General features: G+C 67.0%; 19 protein-coding genes. 10 read left to right on the forward strand and 9 right to left on the reverse strand.

From position 1 onward, the window contains the following. Positions 1 to 49 precede the first annotated feature (49 nt). Both ACFXHA_RS33920 and ACFXHA_RS33925 read left to right on the forward strand, forming a co-directional pair. Complete coding sequence (locus ACFXHA_RS33920; protein ID WP_379363408.1) at positions 50 to 211, forward strand: hypothetical protein; 162 nt, start codon at positions 50 to 52, stop codon at positions 209 to 211. 202 nt (positions 212 to 413) lie between these two features. Beyond that, positions 414 to 764 (forward strand): hypothetical protein, encoded by a 351-nt coding sequence (locus ACFXHA_RS33925; RefSeq protein WP_379363410.1) that lies wholly within the window; start codon positions 414 to 416, stop codon positions 762 to 764. Between the two features lie 16 nt (positions 765 to 780). On the opposite strand, the gene ACFXHA_RS33930 is transcribed toward ACFXHA_RS33925, so the two are convergent. Next, positions 781 to 1992 carry a winged helix-turn-helix domain-containing protein gene (locus tag ACFXHA_RS33930; RefSeq protein WP_379363412.1) on the reverse strand — a complete coding sequence of 404 codons (1212 nt, stop codon included), beginning with the start codon at positions 1990 to 1992 and terminating at the stop codon, positions 781 to 783. Positions 1993 to 2138: 146 nt separating this feature from the next. Between ACFXHA_RS33930 and ACFXHA_RS33935 the strand changes: the two genes are divergently transcribed. Further along, the gene (locus ACFXHA_RS33935) at positions 2139 to 3800 is read left to right on the forward strand and encodes an FAD-binding dehydrogenase (protein WP_379363414.1); all 1662 of its coding nucleotides are present in this window, start codon (positions 2139 to 2141) and stop codon (positions 3798 to 3800) included. 61 nt (positions 3801 to 3861) lie between these two features. Here the strand turns inward: ACFXHA_RS33935 and ACFXHA_RS33940 are convergent, their stop codons facing one another. Together ACFXHA_RS33940 and ACFXHA_RS33945 are read right to left on the reverse strand one after the other, a co-directional pair. Beyond that, positions 3862 to 4359 carry a hypothetical protein gene (locus ACFXHA_RS33940; protein WP_379363416.1) on the reverse strand — a complete coding sequence of 166 codons (498 nt, stop codon included), beginning with the start codon at positions 4357 to 4359 and terminating at the stop codon, positions 3862 to 3864. 242 nt (positions 4360 to 4601) lie between these two features. After that, positions 4602 to 6071 (reverse strand): amino acid permease, encoded by a 1470-nt coding sequence (locus ACFXHA_RS33945; protein WP_379363418.1) that lies wholly within the window; start codon positions 6069 to 6071, stop codon positions 4602 to 4604. Positions 6072 to 6333: 262 nt separating this feature from the next. Between ACFXHA_RS33945 and ACFXHA_RS33950 the strand changes: the two genes are divergently transcribed. Beyond that, positions 6334 to 8289 (forward strand): gamma-glutamyltransferase family protein, encoded by a 1956-nt coding sequence (locus tag ACFXHA_RS33950; RefSeq protein ID WP_379363420.1) that lies wholly within the window; start codon positions 6334 to 6336, stop codon positions 8287 to 8289. Between the two features lie 18 nt (positions 8290 to 8307). Here the strand turns inward: ACFXHA_RS33950 and ACFXHA_RS33955 are convergent, their stop codons facing one another. Further along, positions 8308 to 9240 carry an alpha/beta fold hydrolase gene (locus ACFXHA_RS33955; protein WP_379363422.1) on the reverse strand — a complete coding sequence of 311 codons (933 nt, stop codon included), beginning with the start codon at positions 9238 to 9240 and terminating at the stop codon, positions 8308 to 8310. A gap of 115 nt (positions 9241 to 9355) precedes the next feature. On the opposite strand from ACFXHA_RS33955, the gene ACFXHA_RS33960 reads away from it, so the two are divergent. Both ACFXHA_RS33960 and ACFXHA_RS33965 read left to right on the forward strand, forming a co-directional pair. Beyond that, positions 9356 to 10015, forward strand: a complete 660-nt coding sequence (locus tag ACFXHA_RS33960; RefSeq protein WP_379363424.1) for a winged helix-turn-helix transcriptional regulator — start codon at positions 9356 to 9358, stop codon at positions 10013 to 10015. A 148-nt stretch (positions 10016 to 10163) separates the two neighbouring features. Further along, complete coding sequence (locus ACFXHA_RS33965; protein ID WP_379363426.1) at positions 10164 to 10853, forward strand: hypothetical protein; 690 nt, start codon at positions 10164 to 10166, stop codon at positions 10851 to 10853. Positions 10854 to 10855: 2 nt separating this feature from the next. On the opposite strand, the gene ACFXHA_RS33970 is transcribed toward ACFXHA_RS33965, so the two are convergent. The 4 genes from ACFXHA_RS33970 to ACFXHA_RS33985 all read right to left on the reverse strand — a co-directional run bounded on the left by ACFXHA_RS33970 (position 10856) and on the right by ACFXHA_RS33985 (position 13806). After that, complete coding sequence (locus ACFXHA_RS33970; protein WP_379363428.1) at positions 10856 to 11317, reverse strand: PH domain-containing protein; 462 nt, start codon at positions 11315 to 11317, stop codon at positions 10856 to 10858. A 2-nt stretch (positions 11318 to 11319) separates the two neighbouring features. After that, on the reverse strand, positions 11320 to 11799 hold the full coding sequence (ribH, locus tag ACFXHA_RS33975; RefSeq protein WP_379363430.1) for a 6,7-dimethyl-8-ribityllumazine synthase: 480 nt from the start codon (positions 11797 to 11799) through the stop codon (positions 11320 to 11322). 46 nt (positions 11800 to 11845) lie between these two features. Then, positions 11846 to 13090 carry a bifunctional 3,4-dihydroxy-2-butanone-4-phosphate synthase/GTP cyclohydrolase II gene (locus tag ACFXHA_RS33980; protein ID WP_379363432.1) on the reverse strand — a complete coding sequence of 415 codons (1245 nt, stop codon included), beginning with the start codon at positions 13088 to 13090 and terminating at the stop codon, positions 11846 to 11848. An 89-nt stretch (positions 13091 to 13179) separates the two neighbouring features. Continuing rightward, positions 13180 to 13806 (reverse strand): riboflavin synthase, encoded by a 627-nt coding sequence (locus ACFXHA_RS33985; protein ID WP_379363434.1) that lies wholly within the window; start codon positions 13804 to 13806, stop codon positions 13180 to 13182. 525 nt (positions 13807 to 14331) lie between these two features. Here ACFXHA_RS33985 and ACFXHA_RS33990 point away from each other — a divergent pair. After that, positions 14332 to 14778 carry a hypothetical protein gene (locus tag ACFXHA_RS33990; RefSeq protein WP_379363436.1) on the forward strand — a complete coding sequence of 149 codons (447 nt, stop codon included), beginning with the start codon at positions 14332 to 14334 and terminating at the stop codon, positions 14776 to 14778. A 27-nt stretch (positions 14779 to 14805) separates the two neighbouring features. Here ACFXHA_RS33990 and rpe read toward each other — a convergent pair whose 3' ends face one another. Further along, positions 14806 to 15468, reverse strand: coding sequence for a ribulose-phosphate 3-epimerase (rpe, locus tag ACFXHA_RS33995; RefSeq protein ID WP_379363470.1), 663 nt, complete (start codon positions 15466 to 15468; stop codon positions 14806 to 14808). Positions 15469 to 15638: 170 nt separating this feature from the next. Between rpe and ACFXHA_RS34000 the strand changes: the two genes are divergently transcribed. The 3 genes from ACFXHA_RS34000 to ACFXHA_RS34010 are packed head-to-tail and all read left to right on the forward strand — an operon-like array spanning position 15639 to position 19148. Further along, a complete protein-coding gene (locus tag ACFXHA_RS34000; RefSeq protein WP_379363438.1) occupies positions 15639 to 16061 on the forward strand; it encodes an anti-sigma factor in 423 nt (140 codons plus the stop codon). Continuing rightward, a complete protein-coding gene (locus ACFXHA_RS34005) occupies positions 16061 to 17035 on the forward strand; it encodes an RNA polymerase sigma factor SigF (RefSeq protein WP_379363440.1) in 975 nt (324 codons plus the stop codon). Before ACFXHA_RS34000 ends, ACFXHA_RS34005 begins: the two co-directional genes overlap by 1 nt. Positions 17036 to 17093: 58 nt before the next feature. Further along, the gene (locus tag ACFXHA_RS34010) at positions 17094 to 19148 is read left to right on the forward strand and encodes an NAD(+) synthase (protein ID WP_379363442.1); all 2055 of its coding nucleotides are present in this window, start codon (positions 17094 to 17096) and stop codon (positions 19146 to 19148) included. Positions 19149 to 19202: the final 54 nt, after the last annotated feature.

Raw genomic sequence — 19202 nt, forward strand, 5'->3', positions numbered from 1 at the left:
GGTCGCGGCGACGAAGTATCCCCAAGATCAGTTCAGAGAGGGGAACGCCATGACCGGTCTGCGCACGCGCCGCCGCTCGCTCGCCATCGCCGGGGCCCTGTGCCTGGCCGCCGCCGCGCTGGTAGCGGTCTCCATGCCCGCCGCCGCCGACGCCGGGCCGATCCGCCTGCACCGGAACTACTTCCAGTCCGAGCCGCCCGTGATGATCTGACGACCCGGGCCGGAATGGCGGGAGATGCATTCCCGCATCGCATGCCATTCCGCGCGGCACGCCACTTCCGGGTCCGCGCGCCGTCGTCGACGCGCCACGCCGGGCGCTGATCTCCGCGAGTTTCGACGGTCCGGCCGCACTCGCGGTCAGTATGGTCCGAACTGTTTCGATTGATCTGTCCGTATACGAGGGAGCTTGTTCGATGACGAATCATCACCATCTCCATCCGCGTCGCCGGTCGCTCGCGTTCGGCTCCGCACTCGGCATCGGCGCGGCAGGCTTGATTTCGCTGGCCGGGGCCCCGGCCGCGCATGCCGACAATGTCTGCCGCATCGACCGGACGCTCGACACCGCCACCTTCACCTGCCCCGAGAACGCCTGGTACGCCGCCGTGGTGGAGTGCCTGGGCACCCGTCAGGTCGGCAACGGCTACCAGTCCCCCACCTACATCGTGGGCGATTCGCCGCGGCCGCTGATGCCGATGACGATCGAATGCACCGGCGACGGCAAGAAGGGCATTGTGCTCAACGCCTGGACCGACGGGCCGTTCTGACCCGTCGAACCCGGAATCAGGCGATCTCGCGCCGCAATGCCGGTGCGAGATCGCCTTTTTCGCCGACCTCGACGGTGTCGAGCTCTAGCCAGTCGGCCATTTCGCGCAGCGCCCCGGCCAGCGCGCCCGCCACTCGCTTCGGCTGGTGACCGGGTTCGGTGAAGGCTCCCGGCACCAGCAGCCGCCCGCCGGCGCGTTCCGCCCGCAGATCCACGCGGCCCACCAACTGTCCGTCGAGCAGGAACGGGAACACGTAATACCCGTGCACGCGTTTGTGTTCCGGCGTGTAGATCTCGATGCGGTAGTGGAAATCGAAGAGCCGCTCGGTGCGATCACGGAAGAAGATGAGCGGATCGAACGGGCACAGCAGTGCCGCACCGGTGACCCGGCGGGGTGTCCGTGCCTCGGCATGCAGATACGCGGGCTTGTCCCAGCCCTCGACCGTGACCTGTTGCAGCTCACCCGAATCGAGCAGATCCGCGATGGCGGGCTCGGTCTGCGTCCGCTTCAGCCGGTAATAGTCGCGTAGATCGGTCTCGGTGCCGACACCGTGCGCCCGTGCCGCCCGCCGCACCAGCTCGCGCACCGCGTCCGCCTCGTCGGGCTCGTGCGAGAGCACCTCCGCGGGAATGACATTCGCGGCCAGGTCGTAATGCCGTTGGAAGCCCACCCGTTTCGGCACCGTCAGCTCCCCCGCCGCGAACAACGCCTCGCACACCACCTTGGTATCGCTGTAGTTCCAGCCCCACTGCTCCTTGGCCCGAGGCCGATCCAGCTCCAGATGCTTCTCGACCTCCCCGGCCGTACTCGGCCCGAACTCCTTCAACACCCCCAGCACATCGTCGGCCAGCGCCGGATTGCGTTCCAGCGTCTGCCGCATCCCATTCCAGCGCCCGTGCCGATACTGCTCCATCCGCCACCGCATGAGCGACCAGTCCCCCACCGGAATCAACGCCGCCTCATGCGCCCAGTACTCGATCAGCTGCCGCGGCCGCCGCGCACTGTGACCCCACGCCGCCTCGTCCAGCAGCGTCCGGTCATAGGCCCCGATCCGGCTGAACACCGGCGCGTAATGTGCCCGAACCACCGCCGACACCGAATCCAGCTGCAGCAGCCGGGTGCTGTCGAGCACCTTCATGACGGTGCGGCGCGTGGGTGTCCCACTCGGACGCGCCGCCGCGAAACCTTGTGCCGCGAGGGCGGTGCGGCGCGCCGCGGCAAGTGTCATTGATCCGGGCAGGGAAGTCGGCACACTCGAACCATGCCACGTGCCACCGACAACCACGCTCGATACACCGGCGTATCGAACTCCTGTACAGCAGCGACCCAGTTCGATACATTTGTGTATCGAACTTCTACGGCAAGGAAATGGGCATGATCGAGAACCCGGATGTCATCGTCGTCGGCGCCGGTCTGGCCGGTCTCGTCGCCACCTATGAGCTGGTCAAGGCGGGGCGGCGGGTGCTCGTGCTGGATCAGGAGAACCGCGCCAACCTCGGTGGGCAGGCGTTCTGGTCACTGGGTGGACTGTTCTACGTCGACAGTCCCGAACAGCGGCGACTCGGGGTGAAGGACAGTCTCGAACTGGCCATGCAGGACTGGTTCGGCTCGGCCGGCTTCGACCGGGAGGACGAGGACCACTGGGCACGGCAGTGGGCGCGCGCCTACGTGGAATTCGCGGCCGGCGAGAAGCGGCAGTATCTCTACGACCTCGGACTGCGGGTGACACCGGTGGTCGGGTGGGCCGAGCGCGGCGGCGTGACCGCCGACGGGCACGGCAACTCGGTGCCGCGCTTCCACCTCACCTGGGGCACCGGGCCCGAGGTGGTGCGGGTGTTCCTGGAGCCGGTGCTCGAGGCGGAAAAGCGTGGGCAGGTCGGGTTCGCCTTCCGGCATCGCGTCGACGAACTGGTGGTCGAGGACGACGTGGTCACCGGGGTGCGCGGCAGCGTGCTCGAACCCTCGAACGAAGCGCGCGGCGTCGCGTCGTCACGAAACATCGAGCGCGAGTTCGAACTCCGGGCCGCGGCGGTGATCGTGTCGTCGGGCGGTATCGGCCACAATCACGACCTCATCCGGCGCAACTGGCCGACCGACCGGCTGGGCCCGTGCCCCGAGCACATGATCTCCGGGGTGCCCGCGCATGTGGACGGCCGCATGCTGGGCATCACCGAGGCCGCGGGCGGGCGCATCGTGAACCGGGATCGCATGTGGCACTACACCGAGGGCATCCACAACTGGGATCCGATCTGGCCCGATCACGCGATTCGGATCATTCCCGGGCCGTCGTCGCTGTGGTTCGACGCGAACGGAAAGCGCATGACCGCACCGGCTTTCCCGGGTTTCGACACCAATGCCACGATGAAGCAGATCCTCTCGACCGGCTACGACTACTCGTGGTTCATCCTCAACCAGTCGATCATCGAGAAGGAGTTCGCGCTCTCGGGTTCCGAGCAGAACCCCGATATCACCGGCAAGGATCTGAAACTGGCGCTCCGCAGCCGCGTGGCGAAGGGCGCGCCGGGTCCGGTGGAGGCGTTCAAGGAGCACGGCGTCGACTTCGTGGTCGCCGACAATCTCGCCGAACTGGTTGCGGGACTGAACAAGATCTCCCGCGGCCCGCACCTCGAGCTCGCCGATATCGAGCGCCAGATCGTGGCCCGCGACCGGGATGTCACCAACAAGTTCAGCAAGGACGCCCAGCTGATGGCGGTCAACAACGCCCGCCGCTTCCTGGGCGACAAGGTCCGGGTGGCGAGCCCGCACCGGATCCTGGATCCCGCGCACGGCCCGCTCATCGGGGTGCGCCTGAACATCCTGACCCGCAAGACGCTCGGCGGCCTGCAGACCAACCTGGACTCCCAGGTCATGCGGCCGGACGGCACCCCGTTCCCGGGCCTGTACGCCGCGGGTGAGGTCGCCGGCTTCGGTGGCGGCGGTGTGCACGGCTACAACGCACTGGAAGGCACGTTCCTGGGCGGCTGCATCTTCTCCGGCCGCAATGCCGGTCGGGCGCTGGGCCGCAGCCTGAAGTGACGAAAGCCTGAAATAGCGAAAGTGAGTGCCGCCCACCATGTCACGGTGGGCGGCGTTCGTTTCAGGCCGCCGCGAACCAGCGGTAGCAGTCCTTGCGCAGCAGCAGCGCGAGGACGACGCCGGAGACCATGACGCCGAACAGCACGGTGAACGGTCCCACGCCCGTGGGCATTTCGGCCGATACCAGAGTCAAGATCCCCAGAAACACCTGCAGGCTGGCCAATCCGAGCGCGCCGATCCAGATCCAGCGCGAGCGCAGGCCGAAAAGCAGTGCGAGACCGCCGATCACCCAGGCGGCGAAGAAGTGGCCGACGCTGCCGATGACGCAGGACAGGCCGCCCATGGTAGAGATCAGGCTGTGCAGCACCGCCAATCCCATGGCGCCCAGCGCCGCGTACCGCACCTCGCGCACCTTGACGGGCAACTCGAGCTCCGAACCCGCCCGGGTCGATGCCCGGACCCCCGCGAGCATCCGCTCGAAAATCGTGGCCGGAACGCCATTCTCCGCGACCGCCGGTGTCATAACCACCTCGTCGGCTACAGCCGATTGCGAACTCACAGCACTCCTCATCGAGTAACCCCTGGTCGCACGCCCCCTGCGAACGCGCTGAACCTGACGCTAACCAAATGTTTCGATGCCGGACAATCTGGTTCGCGAAGTTATGACCATGGCCACAGCCGATAGCAGAGCCGCCCGCACAGTGATCTCGAACACATAACGGCCGCACGCGAATTCGCGTGCGGCCGCTGAAAAGCCCAGGTCCGGAGATAGTTTTCCCAGTGTACCTCGGAAGCCGGAAACTACTTGTCGTCCATCGGGATCGGCGGAATCACCGGGAATTCACCGGTATAGCCCTCGCGCATCTTGGCGATGGCGAGCACCCGTGGGCTGGCGACCTTCCAGCCGATGGCCAGGGCGGGCACGATGATCACCAGGCTCGCCACCGTCCAAGTACCGACCGGTCGGTCAAATGCCATGAGTACCAGCACCAATGCCAGGAAGGCGAGCGTCGCGATGCCGGTGTACGGCGCGCCGATCATCCGGAACGCCGGACGCTCGGCCCGCCCGTTCTTCCACCAGTAGTACAGCTTCAACTGGCAGGCCACGATCGTCGCCCAGGACGCCAGAATGCCCAGCGAGGCCACATTCAGCACGATCTCGAACGCCTTGGACGGCACCAGATAATTCAGCCAGATACCGCACAGCGCAATGGCACTGGTGAGCAGAATGCCACCGTAGGGCACACCGGCCTTCGACATCCGGGAGGTGAATTTCGGTGCACTGCCGTTCATCGACATCGAGCGCAGAATTCGGCCGGTCGAATACAGTCCGGCATTCAGACTCGACAGTGCGGCGGTCAACACCACGAAGTTCATGATCGAGCCCATGTGCGCGACACCGAGTTTGCCGAAGAAGGTGACGAACGGGCTCTCCCCGGCCTTGTAATCGGTGTAGGGCAGCAGCAGCGCCAGCAGGATCACCGATCCGCAGTAGAACAGCGCGATGCGCATGATCACCGAGTTGATGGCGCGCGGCATGATCTTGGCCGGATTCTCGGTCTCACCCGCCGCGATGCCGACCATTTCGACTGCGGCATAGGCGAACACGACACCCGAGGTGACGGTGACCAGCGGCAGCACGCCGGTCGGGAACCAGCCGCCCGCATCCGAGACCATGCCGAAGCCGGTGGTCTGCCCGTCGACCTTGAAGCGGCCGGCGAAGAAGATGGTGCCGACCACCAGGAAGGTGACCAGGGCCAGCACCTTGATCATGGCGGCCCAGAATTCCATCTCGCCGAACCATTTCACCGAGGCGAGGTTGATGCCGAGCACGATGATCAACGCGCCCAGCGCCAGAATCCACTGCGCGACCGGCTGGAAGGGGCCCCAGTAGTGCAGGTAGGTGGCGACCGCGGTGGTGTCGACGATGCCGGTCATGGACCAGTTCAGGAAGTACATCCACCCGGCCACGAATGCGGCCTTCTCGCCGAAGAATTCGCGGGCGTAGGAGACGAACGAGCCCGAGGACGGGCGGTGCAGCACCAGTTCACCCAGCGCGCGCAGGATGAAGAAGACGAAGACACCACAGATCAGATACACCAGGAACAGCGACGGACCGGCACTGGCCAGTCGTCCACCCGCTCCGAGGAACAGGCCGGTGCCGATGGCACCACCGATGGCGATCATCTGCAACTGGCGAGGTTTCAGCGCTTTGTGATAGCCGCTGTCCTCGGCGTTGAGGCTGGTGGCAGTTGTCCGGATCTCGGTCATTCGCCGGGTTAACCCTCCGCAATCGTGAAGTGAGGCACGCAGAGGGTACCTCGCCGTTTGCTGTGGGCCACATCGGCGCTCCGAGAGGCTTAAGTTTCCACAAATTCTGCCGGTCGAGCGACCAATTGGTCCGCTTTGCGAGGTTAGCGGCGAAACCGCTGCTGATCTCCGGATGACCTGCGCCGACGCCCGATACCGACAACCCGCCCATTCGTCCCACCAAAGCCCTGCCTCGACGCCCCGGCGGCGCTAGAGTCCGCTCATGAGGCGCTCGCGACGAACCGGGAGCGGCGCTGCCGCCCTGCTCCTGCTGCTCGGATTGGTCACCGCCTGTTCGTCCTCGACGAACCAGACCGCGTCATGCACGGTGTCCCCCAACGGAACTCCCGTCACGGCCGGCGTGCCCACCGGACCCAGCAGCACCAATCTGTCCCTGAACCCCGAGGTGGCCACCGGTTTTCGCACCGGCATGAAACCGGTCCGCACCAGCGATTTCGCGGTATCGACCGCGAATCCCGTTGCGACGGAAGCCGCCTGCAAGGTGCTGCGCGACGGCGGCACCGCCGCGGACGCGCTCATCGTGGCACAGACCGTGCTGAACCTGGTGGAGCCACAGGCCACCGGCATCGGCGGCGGCGCATTCCTGATGTACTACGACAACACCGCCAAGACCCTCGACGCCTACGACGGCCGCGAGACCGCACCGGCGGCGGCCACCGAGGACTATCTGCGCTACATCAGCGCCGCCGATCACACTGTGCCGCAACCCAATGCGCGCGCCAGCGGCCGTTCCATCGGCACGCCCGGGGTGCTGCGGCTGCTGGAGCTGGCCCACACCGAGCACGGCAAGCAGCCCTGGAAGGATCTGTTCACCCCGGCGATCAATCTGGCCGACGGCGGCTTCAAGATCTCCCCGCGGATGGCGAGCCAGATCTTCGACTCCAAGGCCGACCTGGCCCGTGACGACGCCGCCAAGGCGTACTTCCTGAAGTCCGACGGCAGCGCGAAGCCCTCGGGCACCACGCTCACCAATCCGGCCTTCGCCAAGACCTTGGGAGCCATCGCGACCGACGGCGCGAACGCCTTCTACACCGGCGCGATCGCCGCCGATATCGTCGACACCACCGCCACCACCTCCGGCGGGCGCACCCCGGGCCTGCTCGCGCTCGCGGATCTGCAGTCCTACCAGGCCAAGAAGCGCACGGCGGTGTGCTCGCCGTATCGCGATCACGAGATCTGCGGCATGCCCAACCCGTCCTCGGGCGGCATCACGGTGGAATCGGCGCTGGGCATCCTGTCGAATTTCGATCTGGCGTCGATGAAGCCGACCGACCTCGCCGGTGACAGCAATACCGCCCGCGACGGCGGCAAGCCCACCCCTACGGCCGTGCACCTGATCGCCGAGGCCGAACGGCTGGCCTACGCGGACCGCGACAAGTACATCGCCGACTCGGATTTCGTTCCGCTGCCCGGCAATTCACCGCAGAAGCTCCTCGACCCGAACTACTTGAAGCAGCGTGCCGCGCTCATCGACCCGACCAAGAGCCTCGGCACCGCCAAGCCCGGTGACTTCGGCCCGGTCCCACTCAGCGCCGGACCGCAGCAGCCCGAGCACGGCACCAGCCACATCTCCATCGTCGACAAGTACGGCAATGCCGCCTCCATGACCACCACGGTCGAATCCGCCTTCGGCTCCTTCCATTTCGTCGACGGCTTCATCCTCAACAATCAGCTCACCGACTTCTCCGCCGAACCCGTGGACAAGGAGGGCGTCCCGATCGCCAACCGCCTGGATCCGGGCAAGCGGCCGCGCAGCTCCATGGCCCCGACCCTGGTCTTCGACCGCAATCCCGACGGCACCCGCGGTCAGCTGCACCTGGTCACGGGCTCCCCCGGCGGCGCGGTCATCATCCAGTTCGTGGTGAAAACCCTGGTCGGCCTGCTGGATTGGGGCATGGACCCGCAGCAGGCGGTCTCGATGATCGATTTCGGCGCGGCCAACACTCCGACCACCTATGTCGGCGGCGAACACCCCGTGGTGAACGCCGCCGACAACGGTGACCATGATCCCCTGGTCCAGCAGCTACGTCAGGACGGCGACCAGGTCTCGGTGGCACCGCAGTCCAGCGGCCTCTCGGCGCTACTCCGCGACGGCGACGGCTGGATCGGCGGCGCTGACCCCCGCCGCGAGGGCGCGGTCCTGGGCGGTCCGCGCTAGCTCGGGTTCGGCACAGCGCTAGCGCGGGTTCGGTACAGCGCCGGCCCGGTTCGGCGCGGCGTCGGCCCGATCAGACGCAGCGCGGTCGGCCGCGTCGACACTCGGCCCGACCACCGTGGCGGTGTCGTCGAGGAATTCGACGATCCGCGCGGCGAGCGCGTGCGGCTGATCCTCCTGGATGAGCATCTGTGCGTCGTCGATGAGATGCAGAGTGGCATGCGGGATATCGGTGGCGAGCCGCTGCGCGAAGCGCACCGGAATCATCCGGTCACGACTGCCCCAGACGATGAGCACCGGGATCGTCAGGGTGTGCAGCCGGCGGGCCGCGTCGAGAGTGCGCTGCGGGCTCGCATCCCGCAGGAAGCGGCGGGCGTCGGCGCGGATGGCGGCGCTGGTACGGCTGGGCATCAGGTAGCCGTCCATCACGTCGCGGGGAATCGGCCGCTCGGTGATCCGGCCGAAGGTGAACGGCAGCCGATGCAGCGCGCGCACCCGCATCAGCTCCGTGAGTACCCGGGTCGAACCGGGCAATGCCGCGAACATGGTGGCCCAGCGCAGGATCGGGGGCGGGAAGTACTCGTAGCAGTCGACTCCCGCGAGTACCGCCCGCGCGACCCGTTCGGGCCGGCGCACCAGCAGCACCTGGGTGATCGCGCCGCCGGAGTCGTTGGCGACCAGGGTCACTTCACGCAGATCGAGGCGTTCGAGAAACTCCCCGAGGATCGAGGCTATCCCCGCGACGGTCAGATCCGCCTCGGGCATGGGCAAGGTGTGACCCCCGACCGGTAGATCCGGTGCGAGACAACGGTATCCAGCGGCGGCGACGGTGGGGATGACGTCGCGCCAGGTGTTGGAGTTGAGCAGGAATCCGTGCACGAAAACGACGACCGGGCCGGTGCCGGTGTCGCGGTAGCGCAGGGTGCCGTGGCTGAGTTCGACGGTCTGACTCATGGCGTTCTCCGATGTTCGGTGACCCTATCAACTGTTACATAAGATTTTGAAGTGAACAAGGCCGTTTTAGAAGCAGTTGCAGACAATCTTGTAGCCGACCGGTAGTGTCGAGGACGTGACGCGACGTTCATACGACCAGTTCTGCGGCCTCGCAGGCGCTCTCGACCTCGTCGGCGAACGGTGGACACTCCTGGTCGTCCGGGAGTTGATGACCGGGCCGAAGCGCTACTCGGATCTGGCCGAGGCTCTGACCGGCATCGGAACCAGCCTGCTCGCGACCCGGCTCAAACAGCTGGAGAGCGACGGCGTCATCGAACGCAAACATCTCGCGCCACCCATCGCCTCCACCGTCTACGAACTCACCCCGACCGGCGAGGAATTGGCGCGCGCCCTGATGCCGTTGGCGCTGTGGGGAGTTCGCCACGCCGTACCCGAACAGCCCGACGACAGCATGCGGGTGAAAGCGGAATGGGCATTGCTCGCGTTCACGCACCTCGCCGACCCGGCCGCACTCGCCGGACTGGACCTCGACATCGAATTCGAGGTCGACGGCACCCGCGCCTACCTGCGGCTCCGCGACGGCCAGGCCAGGATTCTGCCCGGCACCGAAACCGTTTCCGCCGCAACAACTGTCCGCACCGACGCCGCGACCCTGGCCGCCGTCGGCGCGGGCCGCCTGTCCCTACCGGATTCGATCGCGCAGGGCCGCGTGCGGGTCGAGGGCGATATCGCCGCACTCACCCCATTACTGGCGGCGCTCGGCGAGCTGAGCTGACCGAGCCGAGCACACGGCCAGAAGTCTCGCAGCCGGCGACCCGACTTCGAATGCCACCTTCGATACATCCTCGGGTGCTTCCTTTGTGGCGTTCTCCGCCCCTACCTCGCCTGTTTATGGTGACTTCGCGAAGAAGGAGCAAGCCCTGATGAAGTCACTGCACACCGTCGTCGTTGCCGCCTCGCTCACCGTGGGCATCACCGGCGGCACCGCCTCGGCCGACGCGCCCGCGGTTCCCGACCGCCCGGGCACCACCCTGAGCACCGATGTTCTGCCCGGCCTCCACTACACCGCGAGCGTCGTGGACCATTCTGTCGTTCTCCGCACCGATGCGGGTCGAATCACCGTGCGCGGCAGCGAGTTCGAAATCCTCGACGCCGGTAACAATCTCGCCTTCGGGATGCCCTTGACCTATCGGCTGAACGAGCAGGACTGGCCGATCGCCGCGCGAATCGATGCCGACGGCCGCACCATCACGCTGACCCCCGGCACGGATCCCGTTCAGGCTGTCCCCGCTGCCTCGCCGAACGTCGAGGCGGTCTTCTCGCAGGACGAGCTCAACAACGCCATCGCCATGGCCAGCTCGCAGATCGGCCTGGCCACCGCGATCGGCGGAATGGTCGGTGCCGCAATCGGTCTGGTCGGCGGCTGTGTAGCCGGAATGGCCGTCGGCACCGCACTCATGCCGCCGGCGTTCCTGGTCGGCGCACCCGGCGGATGCATCGCGGGCGCGGCCGTCGGAGGTGGCCTCGGTGGCGCCATCGGCACTCTCGCCCTCGGCGTCCCGGTCACGCTCATCACCGCGATCGAGGCCTACAACATCCTCACCAGCGGTTAGAACTAGCTCTGTTGCTCGGCGCTGTACTTCGCGCCGAGTTCCCGGAAGCGGTCCATGGCCTCGGCGGCGCGCATGCGGTCGTTGGAGCGGATGGCCATCATCGGCACGTACTCGTCGTGCGCGAGTTCCAGCCGGGCCCAGGACTTCTTGTCCGGGAAGGAGATCCCGCGGATGTCCTTCCACTGGAATTCACTGTCGCCCACGATATTGCGCACCACCACGCCGCGCTTGCCGACGCGCACCCGCGGCCGGGTCAGCGTCAGCACGGCACCGGCGAGCACCAGGCCGAACAGCATCAGCCCGATCTGGTCGGAGACCCGGAAGTTCACGCCGGTGGAGCCGTGCCGCAGCACGAAACCGCCGAAGATGAAGATGGCCGCGAGCACGCCGGCCACGATCCGCACGGTGAGGATCGCGCGGTGCGGTCGCACTTCGAGATCCCATTCGGTTGTCGACTCGGCCATGGTCAGACGGTCTGGGTGAGTTCGCGCAGGGTGAGGGCGGCGTCGAGGGCGGCGGCCGCGGCCTGCTCGCCCTTGTTCTCCGCCGAGCCCGGCAGACCGGCGCGGTCCAGGGCCTGTTCCTCGGTGTTCACGGTGAGCACGCCATTGGTGACCGGGGTGCTCTCGTCGAGGGACACCCGGGTCAGGCCGGCGGTGACCGAGTCGCACACGTACTCGAAATGCGGTGTGCCGCCGCGGATCACGACGCCGAGGGCGACCACGGCGTCGTGGGTGCGGGCCAGCGCCTGCGCGACCACCGGGAGTTCCATGGCCCCGGCCACGCGGACCACGGTGATATCGGCGACGCCCGCGGCACGGGCGGTCTGCTCCGCGTTCGCGACGAGCGCGTCGCAGATGGTGGTGTGCCAGCGCGACGCCACGATCCCCAGCTTGAGGTCCTTGGCGTCGGCGAGCTCGAACGTCGGTACGCCCGTACCACTCATCGTTGTTCCGCCCTCTCGGTAGTCAGCAATTCGGTTCGCGCCGCGATCAGTTCGCGGTCTCGCCGAGATCCAAGTCTTCCAGGCCGACCAGGTCGTGGCCCATCCGGTCCCGCTTGGTGCGTAGATAGCGAAGATTGTGCTTGTTGGCGCGCACCGGCATGGCGACGCGCTCGCTGATGCTCAGGCCGTAGCCCTCGATGCCCGCGCGCTTGTCCGGGTTGTTGGTGAGCAGCCGCATCGAGGTGATGCCGAGATCCGCGAGAATCTGTGCGCCGATGCCGTAGTCGCGGCCGTCGGCGGGCAGGCCCAGCTCCAGGTTCGCGTCGACGGTGTCCGCGCCGCCGTCCTGCAACTGGTAGGCCTGCAGCTTGTGCAGCAGCCCGATGCCGCGACCCTCGTGCCCGCGCATGTAGAGCAGCACACCGCGACCCTGCTCGGCGATCATCTCCAGTGCGGCGTCCAACTGCGGACCGCAGTCGCAGCGCAGCGAACCGAACGCATCACCGGTGAGGCATTCGGAGTGCACCCGCACCAGCACGTCCGCGCCGTCGCCGATGTCACCCATCACCAGGGCGACGTGCTCGGCGTCGTCGTATTCGCTCTCGTAGCCGATGGCCCGGAAATCACCGAACTCGGTGGGCAGCTTGGCTTCCGCCACCTGCTTGACGTGCTTCTCGTTGCGACGCCGCCACGCGATCATGTCCGCGATGGAGATCAGCGCCAGGTCGTGTTCGTCGGCGAAGACGCGCAGCTCGTCGGTGCGCGCCATATCGCCTTCGTTCTTCTGCGACACGATCTCGCAGATGACACCGGCGGGGCTGAGCCCGGCCATGCGCGCCAGATCCACGGCGGCCTCGGTGTGGCCGGGGCGGCGCAGCACGCCACCGTCCTTGGCGCGCAACGGAACCACGTGACCCGGGCGGGTCAGATCGTCGGACTTGGCGTCGCGGTCGGCCAGCACCCGCATGGTGGTGGCGCGGTCCGCGGCCGAGATGCCGGTCGTGATGCCCTCACGAGCATCGACGGCGACGGTGTAGGCGGTGCCGTGCTTGTCCTGGTTGACCGCATACATCGGGGGCAGGCCCAGCCGATCGCAGTCGTCCCCGGTGAGCGGCACACAGATGTAACCGGAGGTGTAGCGGATCATGAAGGCCACGAGCTCGGGGGTCGCCTTCTCCGCCGCGAAGATGAGGTCGCCCTCGTTCTCCCGGCCCTCGTCGTCGACAACGACGACCGCCTTACCGGCGGCGATGTCGGCGACTGCGCGCTCGATGGTGTCGAACCTGGTCACGTCTGTTGTGCTCCATCTCGAATTAGGTGCCTCATTACAGTAGGCCAGCCGGTACGCCCGATTTGCGCCGACTCCCGGCCTGCGGGAGATCAGCCCCGCTGCACGAGGCGCTCCACGTACTTGGCGATGATGTCGACTTCGAGATTCACGACGGTGCCGACCGGGGCGGTACCGAGGGTGGTGAGCTCGCGGGTGGTCGGGATGAGGGAGACCTCGAGCCAGTCCTTCGCGCCGTCGGCGTACGCCTCCTCGGCGATCCCGATGCCGGAGACGGTCAGCGAGATGCCGTCGATGGTGATGGAGCCCTTCTCCACGACGTAGCGAGCCAGGCTGTCGGGCAGGGAGATTCGCACGACCTCCCAGTTCTCGTACGGGGTGCGCGAGACGATGCTGCCGGTGCCGTCGACGTGGCCCTGCACGATGTGCCCGCCCAGACGGCTGTTCACGGCGGCCGCGCGCTCGAGGTTGACCCGGGAGCCGATGTCCAGGCCGCCGATGCTGGAGCGGTGCAGGGTCTCGGCCATCACGTCCACGGTGAAGGTGTCGCCGGTGACCTCGCGGTCGACGACGGTGAGGCAGACGCCGTTCACGGCGATCGAATCCCCGTGTCCGGCATCGGAGGTCACCAGGGGGCCGCGAATGGTCAGTCGCGCCGAATCGTCCACCTGTTCGGTGGCGACGATCTCGCCCAGCTCCTCGACGATGCCTGTGAACATGACTACCTCTCCTCGCGTGTGCGGGCTTCCGCTTGCGGCAACAGCCCGCGACACGAGCTGTATTCCCGGCGCGGACGGCTGTCCCCCTCAGCCTAACGACGGCGGGTGGTGATCAACATGCGGCCTTGTTCACTGGAGAGTTGGAGACCGGCGGACAGATGAAATCGGGCATTAGCCAACTTGCGATCCGCAAATTGTCCGAATTAACCGGAGCAACCAATTGAAAAGCCCGAATTTACCGGTTTGGCGAATGGCCTGACCTGGGCCAACGCCAGGTAGTACCCAATCCACGACTCGCTTACACCAGAATCTTGCGCACGGACGAAAATGGTCGCAAGATTGTTATGCAGCTGATTCCAACAGTTCAACTTCTCCGCGAGCAGTTCAGTGCAGAACGGTCTACGCGTCCCCGGCCACTCCGGCCGCCGACGGTCATCGCAAGCAATCGAACCGAAGGAAGGTTGGACCCCGCGCGGGTCGGATCCAGGTGGCAGACAACAAATTCGGTACAGACGGGGGTGTGGCGTGACAACGCTTCTCGATTCGACACTCGAAGTTCGCTGCGTGCAGTATCGCCGCGAATATCACCTGCCGGCATCGATCGATCAGACGTCACGACACATCCTGTTGGAGATAGGCCAGCGCTACGGCGCCATCACCATGCCCGCCGACCTCGGCGAACGCGTTCAGCAGCGGCTCACCCAGGCCGATCTGGCGGGTCCGGTGGTGCATCACCCCCGGGCGCGGCGCTGGACGTTCATCACCGGTCCGGCCCGCCCGGACACCCTCAGCAAATCCGTGGCGGCGGCCTTGTTCCGGCTCTACGCCACGGTCGCGTGCTCGGGGGCGCAGGTCGTGCTCCCCTCCGCCGATGACGAGCGGACGGGATATCGCACCTGGGTGCACTCCCCCGATTCCATCGACAGCGTGCCGCCGCTGGAATCGGTGATCGAAGCGCTCCTACGGCGCTGAACCCGCGTACGCGGGCGCTGAGTGCAGCTAGGCGGAGGCGGCCTCGATCGCGATCGCCTTCTGCCGCAACACTTCCACCGTCGCGGCCGGGTCCGGGGTGCCGTACACCGCGGATCCGGCGACGAAGCAGTCCACGCCCGCTTCGGCGGCCTGCTCGATGGTGTCCATATTGATGCCGCCGTCGATCTCGACGACCAGGCGCAGTTCACCGGCGTCGACCAGGCGGCGCACCTGCTTGGCCTTGTCGAGCACGCTGGCGATGAAAGACTGTCCGCCGAAACCGGGTTCGACGCTCATCACCAGCAGCGTGTCGAACTCCTTGAGGATTTCCAGGTACGGCTCGATCGGGGTGTTCGGCTTGACCGACAGGCCCGCCTTCGCGCCCGCCGCGCGAATGTCACGCGCCACGGCGATCGGATTGTCGGTCGCCTCGGCGTGGAAGGTCACGTTGTAGGCGCCCGCCTCCGCGTAGCCCGGGGCCCAGCGCTCCGGGTTCTCGATCATGAGGTGGCAGTCCATCGGAATGTCGGTGACCTTCAGCAGGCTCTGCACGATCGGCAGGCCCAGCGTCAGATTCGGGACGAAGTGGTTGTCCATCACGTCGACGTGCACCCAGTCGGCACCCTCGATGGCCTTCAACTCCTCGGCCAGACGCGCGAAGTCGGCGGACAGGATGGACGGGGCGATCATCGGCGCGGGCCGCTGGAACGGGGAGGATGAGGTGCACACAGCGCGCAGTCTATCGGCCGCACGACACGGTTCCGACGCCAGCGCGGTAGCTGTCCGATGCTGCCGCGGTGGCCCACACATCCAGGCCGAATGGCTGATTGCCGCGCGCCGGAATGGGTAGCCTTAACAGGGTGATCAACATTTCCGCGGAACAAGGGCTGCGCGGCACACCGGTCGAGATCGGGGTCGCCGCATCCGTCTCCCAGTTGCCCATCGTGCGCGGACTCGCCGAAACCCTGGTGCTACTCAGCGATTTCACCCTCGACGAGGTGGCCGACATCCGGCTGGCCGTCGACGAGGCCGCATCCACCCTCATCGCGCTGGCCGTACCGGGCAGCACGCTGCGCTGCCGGTTCACCGTCGGTGACACCGATTTGATCGTGCGGGTCAGCGGCACCGCCGCCGCCGAAGGGCTGCCGGATCAGCACAGCTTCGGCTGGCATGTGCTGCGCACCCTCTCCGACGAGATCACCGCCGGCCAGGAACCGTTCGACGCCACCCTCTCCGGATACCCGACGGCCGTGGAGTTCCGGCGGGTCCGGGGGAAGGCGTAGTGACCGACGGAGCAGACGTGTTCGCCTCGACCCCCGATCCAGACCCGGCCCCCGATCCTGAACAGCCCGAATCCGATCCGCGCGCGGCGGCCGCCGCGCCGGAGAACGGTGGCGGCGCGGACAACGGTGCCGCCGAGGACTCCGACGGAGAGGACACCGCCGAGGAATCGGTCGACCCGGAGGAGGCCGAAGAGGTCGCCGAGGAGGTCGCGCGCAGTGTCTCCGGCTACGACGATGTCGCGGCACTGTTCGAGGAATTGGCCGCCGCCGCGCCGGGATCCGGGCGGCGCGCCGCACTGCGCTCGCAGCTGATCAACCGGTGCATTCCGCTGGCCGACCACATCGCCCGCAAATTCAGTGGCCGCGGTGAGCCTTTCGACGATCTCACCCAGGTCGCGCGGGTGGGCCTGGTGCACGCGGTGGACCGTTTCGACATCTCACGCGGCTCCAACTTCCTGTCCTTCGCGGTGCCCACCATCATGGGCGAGGTCCGCCGCTACTTCCGCGACAACACCTGGGCCATGCGGGTTCCGCGCCGGGTCAAGGAAACCCACCTGCGGATCGGCTCCGCCATCGACGCGCTGGCACAGCAGTTGGGCCGCTCCCCCACCGCCAAGGAGATCGCCGCCCACCTCGACATCGACGCCGACGAGGTCACCCAGGCCGTCATCGCCGGAAACGCCTACCAGCCCAGCAGCATCGACGCCGTCTCCGTGGGCCGCGACACCGAGGCCTCCCTGCTCGACACGCTCGGCGAAGAAGAATCGCAGTTCGACCGGGTCGAGGAGTACGTGGCGATCCGGCCGCTGCTGGCCGGGCTGCCCGAACGCGAACGCCGCATTCTGACCATGCGTTTCTTCGAATCCATGACGCAGACCCAGATCGCGCAGCAGATGGGCATCTCGCAGATGCACGTCTCGCGCATCCTGTCGAAAACCCTTGCCCGGCTGCGGGAGCAATCCGCGCGGGAGTGAACCCGGTAGATTCGCGGACGGACCATGATCACTTCGGCCGGACGCAAAGGGGTCGGTGTTGTCACAGCAGCTACCGTTCGATTCGCTGTATCGGCACGGGTTCGCGCGCGTCGCGGTGGCGGTGCCACCGGTGCGGGTCGCCGATCCGGGCTTCAATACCGAGCAGACCCTGCTGCTGGCGCGCCGAGCCGCGGCCGAGCACGCGGTACTGACCGTCTTCCCGGAATTGGGATTGTCCAGCTATACCGCCGATGACCTGTTCCATCAGGATGCCCTGGATGCCGCGGTGGCGGCGGGGCTGGAGCGGATCGTCGCCGAAAGCACCGGCATCGACACCGTGCTGGTGGTGGGCGCGCCGGTGCGGGCACAAGGGCGGCTGTTCAACTGCGGCATCGTGATCCACGACGGGCGGATACTGGGGGCCGCACCCAAGAGCTATCTGCCGAACTATCGCGAGTTCTACGAGAAACGCCAGTTCGCGGCCGCGCGGGAGGCGCTCGACGACCACATCGAGATCGCCGGGCAGCGGGTGCCGTTCGGGGCGGACCTGCTGTTCACCGCGACCAATGTGGCGGACTTCGTGTTTCATCTCGAGATCTGCGAGGACGGCTGGGTGCCGTTGCCGCCCAGCGGATTCGCCGCGCTCGCGGGAGCGAGCGTGCTGGTGAACCTGTCGGCCAGCAATATCGTCATCGGCAAGGCCGACTATCGACGCGACCTGTGCACCTCGCATTCGGCGCGATACGTCGCCGCCTACCTGTATTCGGCGGCCGGACACGGCGAGTCGACCACCGATCTGGCGTGGGACGGGCAGGCGCTGGTCTGCGAGAACGGCAATGTGCTCGCCGAGGGCGAACGATTCGCGCCGCATTCGCAGGTGGTGACAGCGGACCTGGATCTGCGGCGGCTGGCCGCCGACCGGCTGCGCATGACCAGCTTCGCGGACACCGTGCACGACCATCGGGAGCGGCTGGCCCGGTTCCGGCGCGTCGAGGTGGAGTTGCCGGTGCCCGCCGGGACGGTGGTCCTGCGACGTGAAATGCCGCGCTTCCCTTACGTTCCCGCCGATCCGGTATCGCGCAACGAGCGGTGCGCGGAGGTGCATCGCATCCAGGTGGAGGGGTTGAGCACCCGCCTGACAGCCACCGGATCCCAGCGGGTGGTGATCGGGGTGTCGGGCGGGCTGGACTCCACGGTGGCCCTGATCGTGGCCGCCAAGACCATGGACCGGCTCGGCCTGCCGCGGTCGAATGTGCTGGCGTACACCATGCCCGGATTCGGTACCAGCAGCCGCACCCTCGATGACGCACGCAAGCTCATGCGGGCGGTCGGGGCGAGCGCGCACGAGATCGATATCCGGCCGTCCGCGACACAGATGCTGCGGGATCTGAATCACCCTGCGGCCGAAGGTGTTCCACAATACGACGTCACCTACGAGAACGTGCAGGCCGGCGAACGCACCTCACATCTGTTCCGGCTGGCCAACATGCACAACGCGCTGGTCATCGGCACCGGTGATCTGAGCGAACTCGCTTTGGGCTGGTGTACCTTCGGCGTCGGCGACCACATGGCCCACTACAGCGTGAATGCCTCGGTGCCCAAGACCCTGATCAAATACCTGGTCGCCTGGACCATCGACACCGACGGCCTCGGCCCCGAAGCGGGCGAAGTCCTCAAATCTATTCTCACCACCGAGATCTCCCCCGAACTCATCCCCGGCGACGGCGACGCCCCCGCCCAGAGCTCCGAAGCCACCGTCGGCCCCTACGAACTGCAGGACTTCCACCTCTACCACCTGCTGCGCTTCGGCGATCTCCCCAGCCGCATCGCCTACCTCGCCCACCACGCCTGGTCCGACCCCACCCGAGGCCGCTGGCCCGACCTGATCCCCGCCGACCAACGCCACGAATACGACCTCCCCACCATCAAACACTGGCTCGCGGAGTTCCTCCGCCGCTTCATCCAAACCAGCCAATTCAAACGCTCCACCCTCCCCAACGCCCCCAAAGTCGGCTCCGGCGGCTCCCTTTCCCCCCGCGGCGACTGGCGCGCCCCGAGCGACGCGTCGGCGGCGGCCTGGCTCGACGAACTCACCCGCAACGTTCCCGACTGACCCCGAGACATGCGGTTTGCGCCGCTGAACGACCCCGGCGGCCCAGCGCAGGAC

Origin of the sequence: Nocardia sp. NPDC059240 (assembly GCF_042753865.1) — a bacterium.
GTDB lineage: Bacteria > Actinomycetota > Actinomycetes > Mycobacteriales > Mycobacteriaceae > Nocardia.

Coding starts and splice junctions, on each gene's coding strand:
- ACFXHA_RS33920 (WP_379363408.1), top strand. CDS start 50: ATGACCGGTCTGCGCACGCGCCGCCGCTCGCTCGCCATCGCCGGGGCC.
- ACFXHA_RS33925 (WP_379363410.1), top strand. CDS start 414: ATGACGAATCATCACCATCTCCATCCGCGTCGCCGGTCGCTCGCGTTC.
- ACFXHA_RS33930 (WP_379363412.1), bottom strand. CDS start 1,992: ATGACACTTGCCGCGGCGCGCCGCACCGCCCTCGCGGCACAAGGTTTC.
- ACFXHA_RS33935 (WP_379363414.1), top strand. CDS start 2,139: ATGATCGAGAACCCGGATGTCATCGTCGTCGGCGCCGGTCTGGCCGGT.
- ACFXHA_RS33945 (WP_379363418.1), bottom strand. CDS start 6,071: ATGACCGAGATCCGGACAACTGCCACCAGCCTCAACGCCGAGGACAGC.
- ACFXHA_RS33950 (WP_379363420.1), top strand. CDS start 6,334: ATGAGGCGCTCGCGACGAACCGGGAGCGGCGCTGCCGCCCTGCTCCTG.
- ACFXHA_RS33955 (WP_379363422.1), bottom strand. CDS start 9,240: ATGAGTCAGACCGTCGAACTCAGCCACGGCACCCTGCGCTACCGCGAC.
- ACFXHA_RS33965 (WP_379363426.1), top strand. CDS start 10,164: ATGAAGTCACTGCACACCGTCGTCGTTGCCGCCTCGCTCACCGTGGGC.
- ACFXHA_RS33970 (WP_379363428.1), bottom strand. CDS start 11,317: ATGGCCGAGTCGACAACCGAATGGGATCTCGAAGTGCGACCGCACCGC.
- ribH (WP_379363430.1), bottom strand. CDS start 11,799: ATGAGTGGTACGGGCGTACCGACGTTCGAGCTCGCCGACGCCAAGGAC.
- ACFXHA_RS33985 (WP_379363434.1), bottom strand. CDS start 13,806: ATGTTCACAGGCATCGTCGAGGAGCTGGGCGAGATCGTCGCCACCGAA.
- rpe (WP_379363470.1), bottom strand. CDS start 15,468: ATGATCGCCCCGTCCATCCTGTCCGCCGACTTCGCGCGTCTGGCCGAG.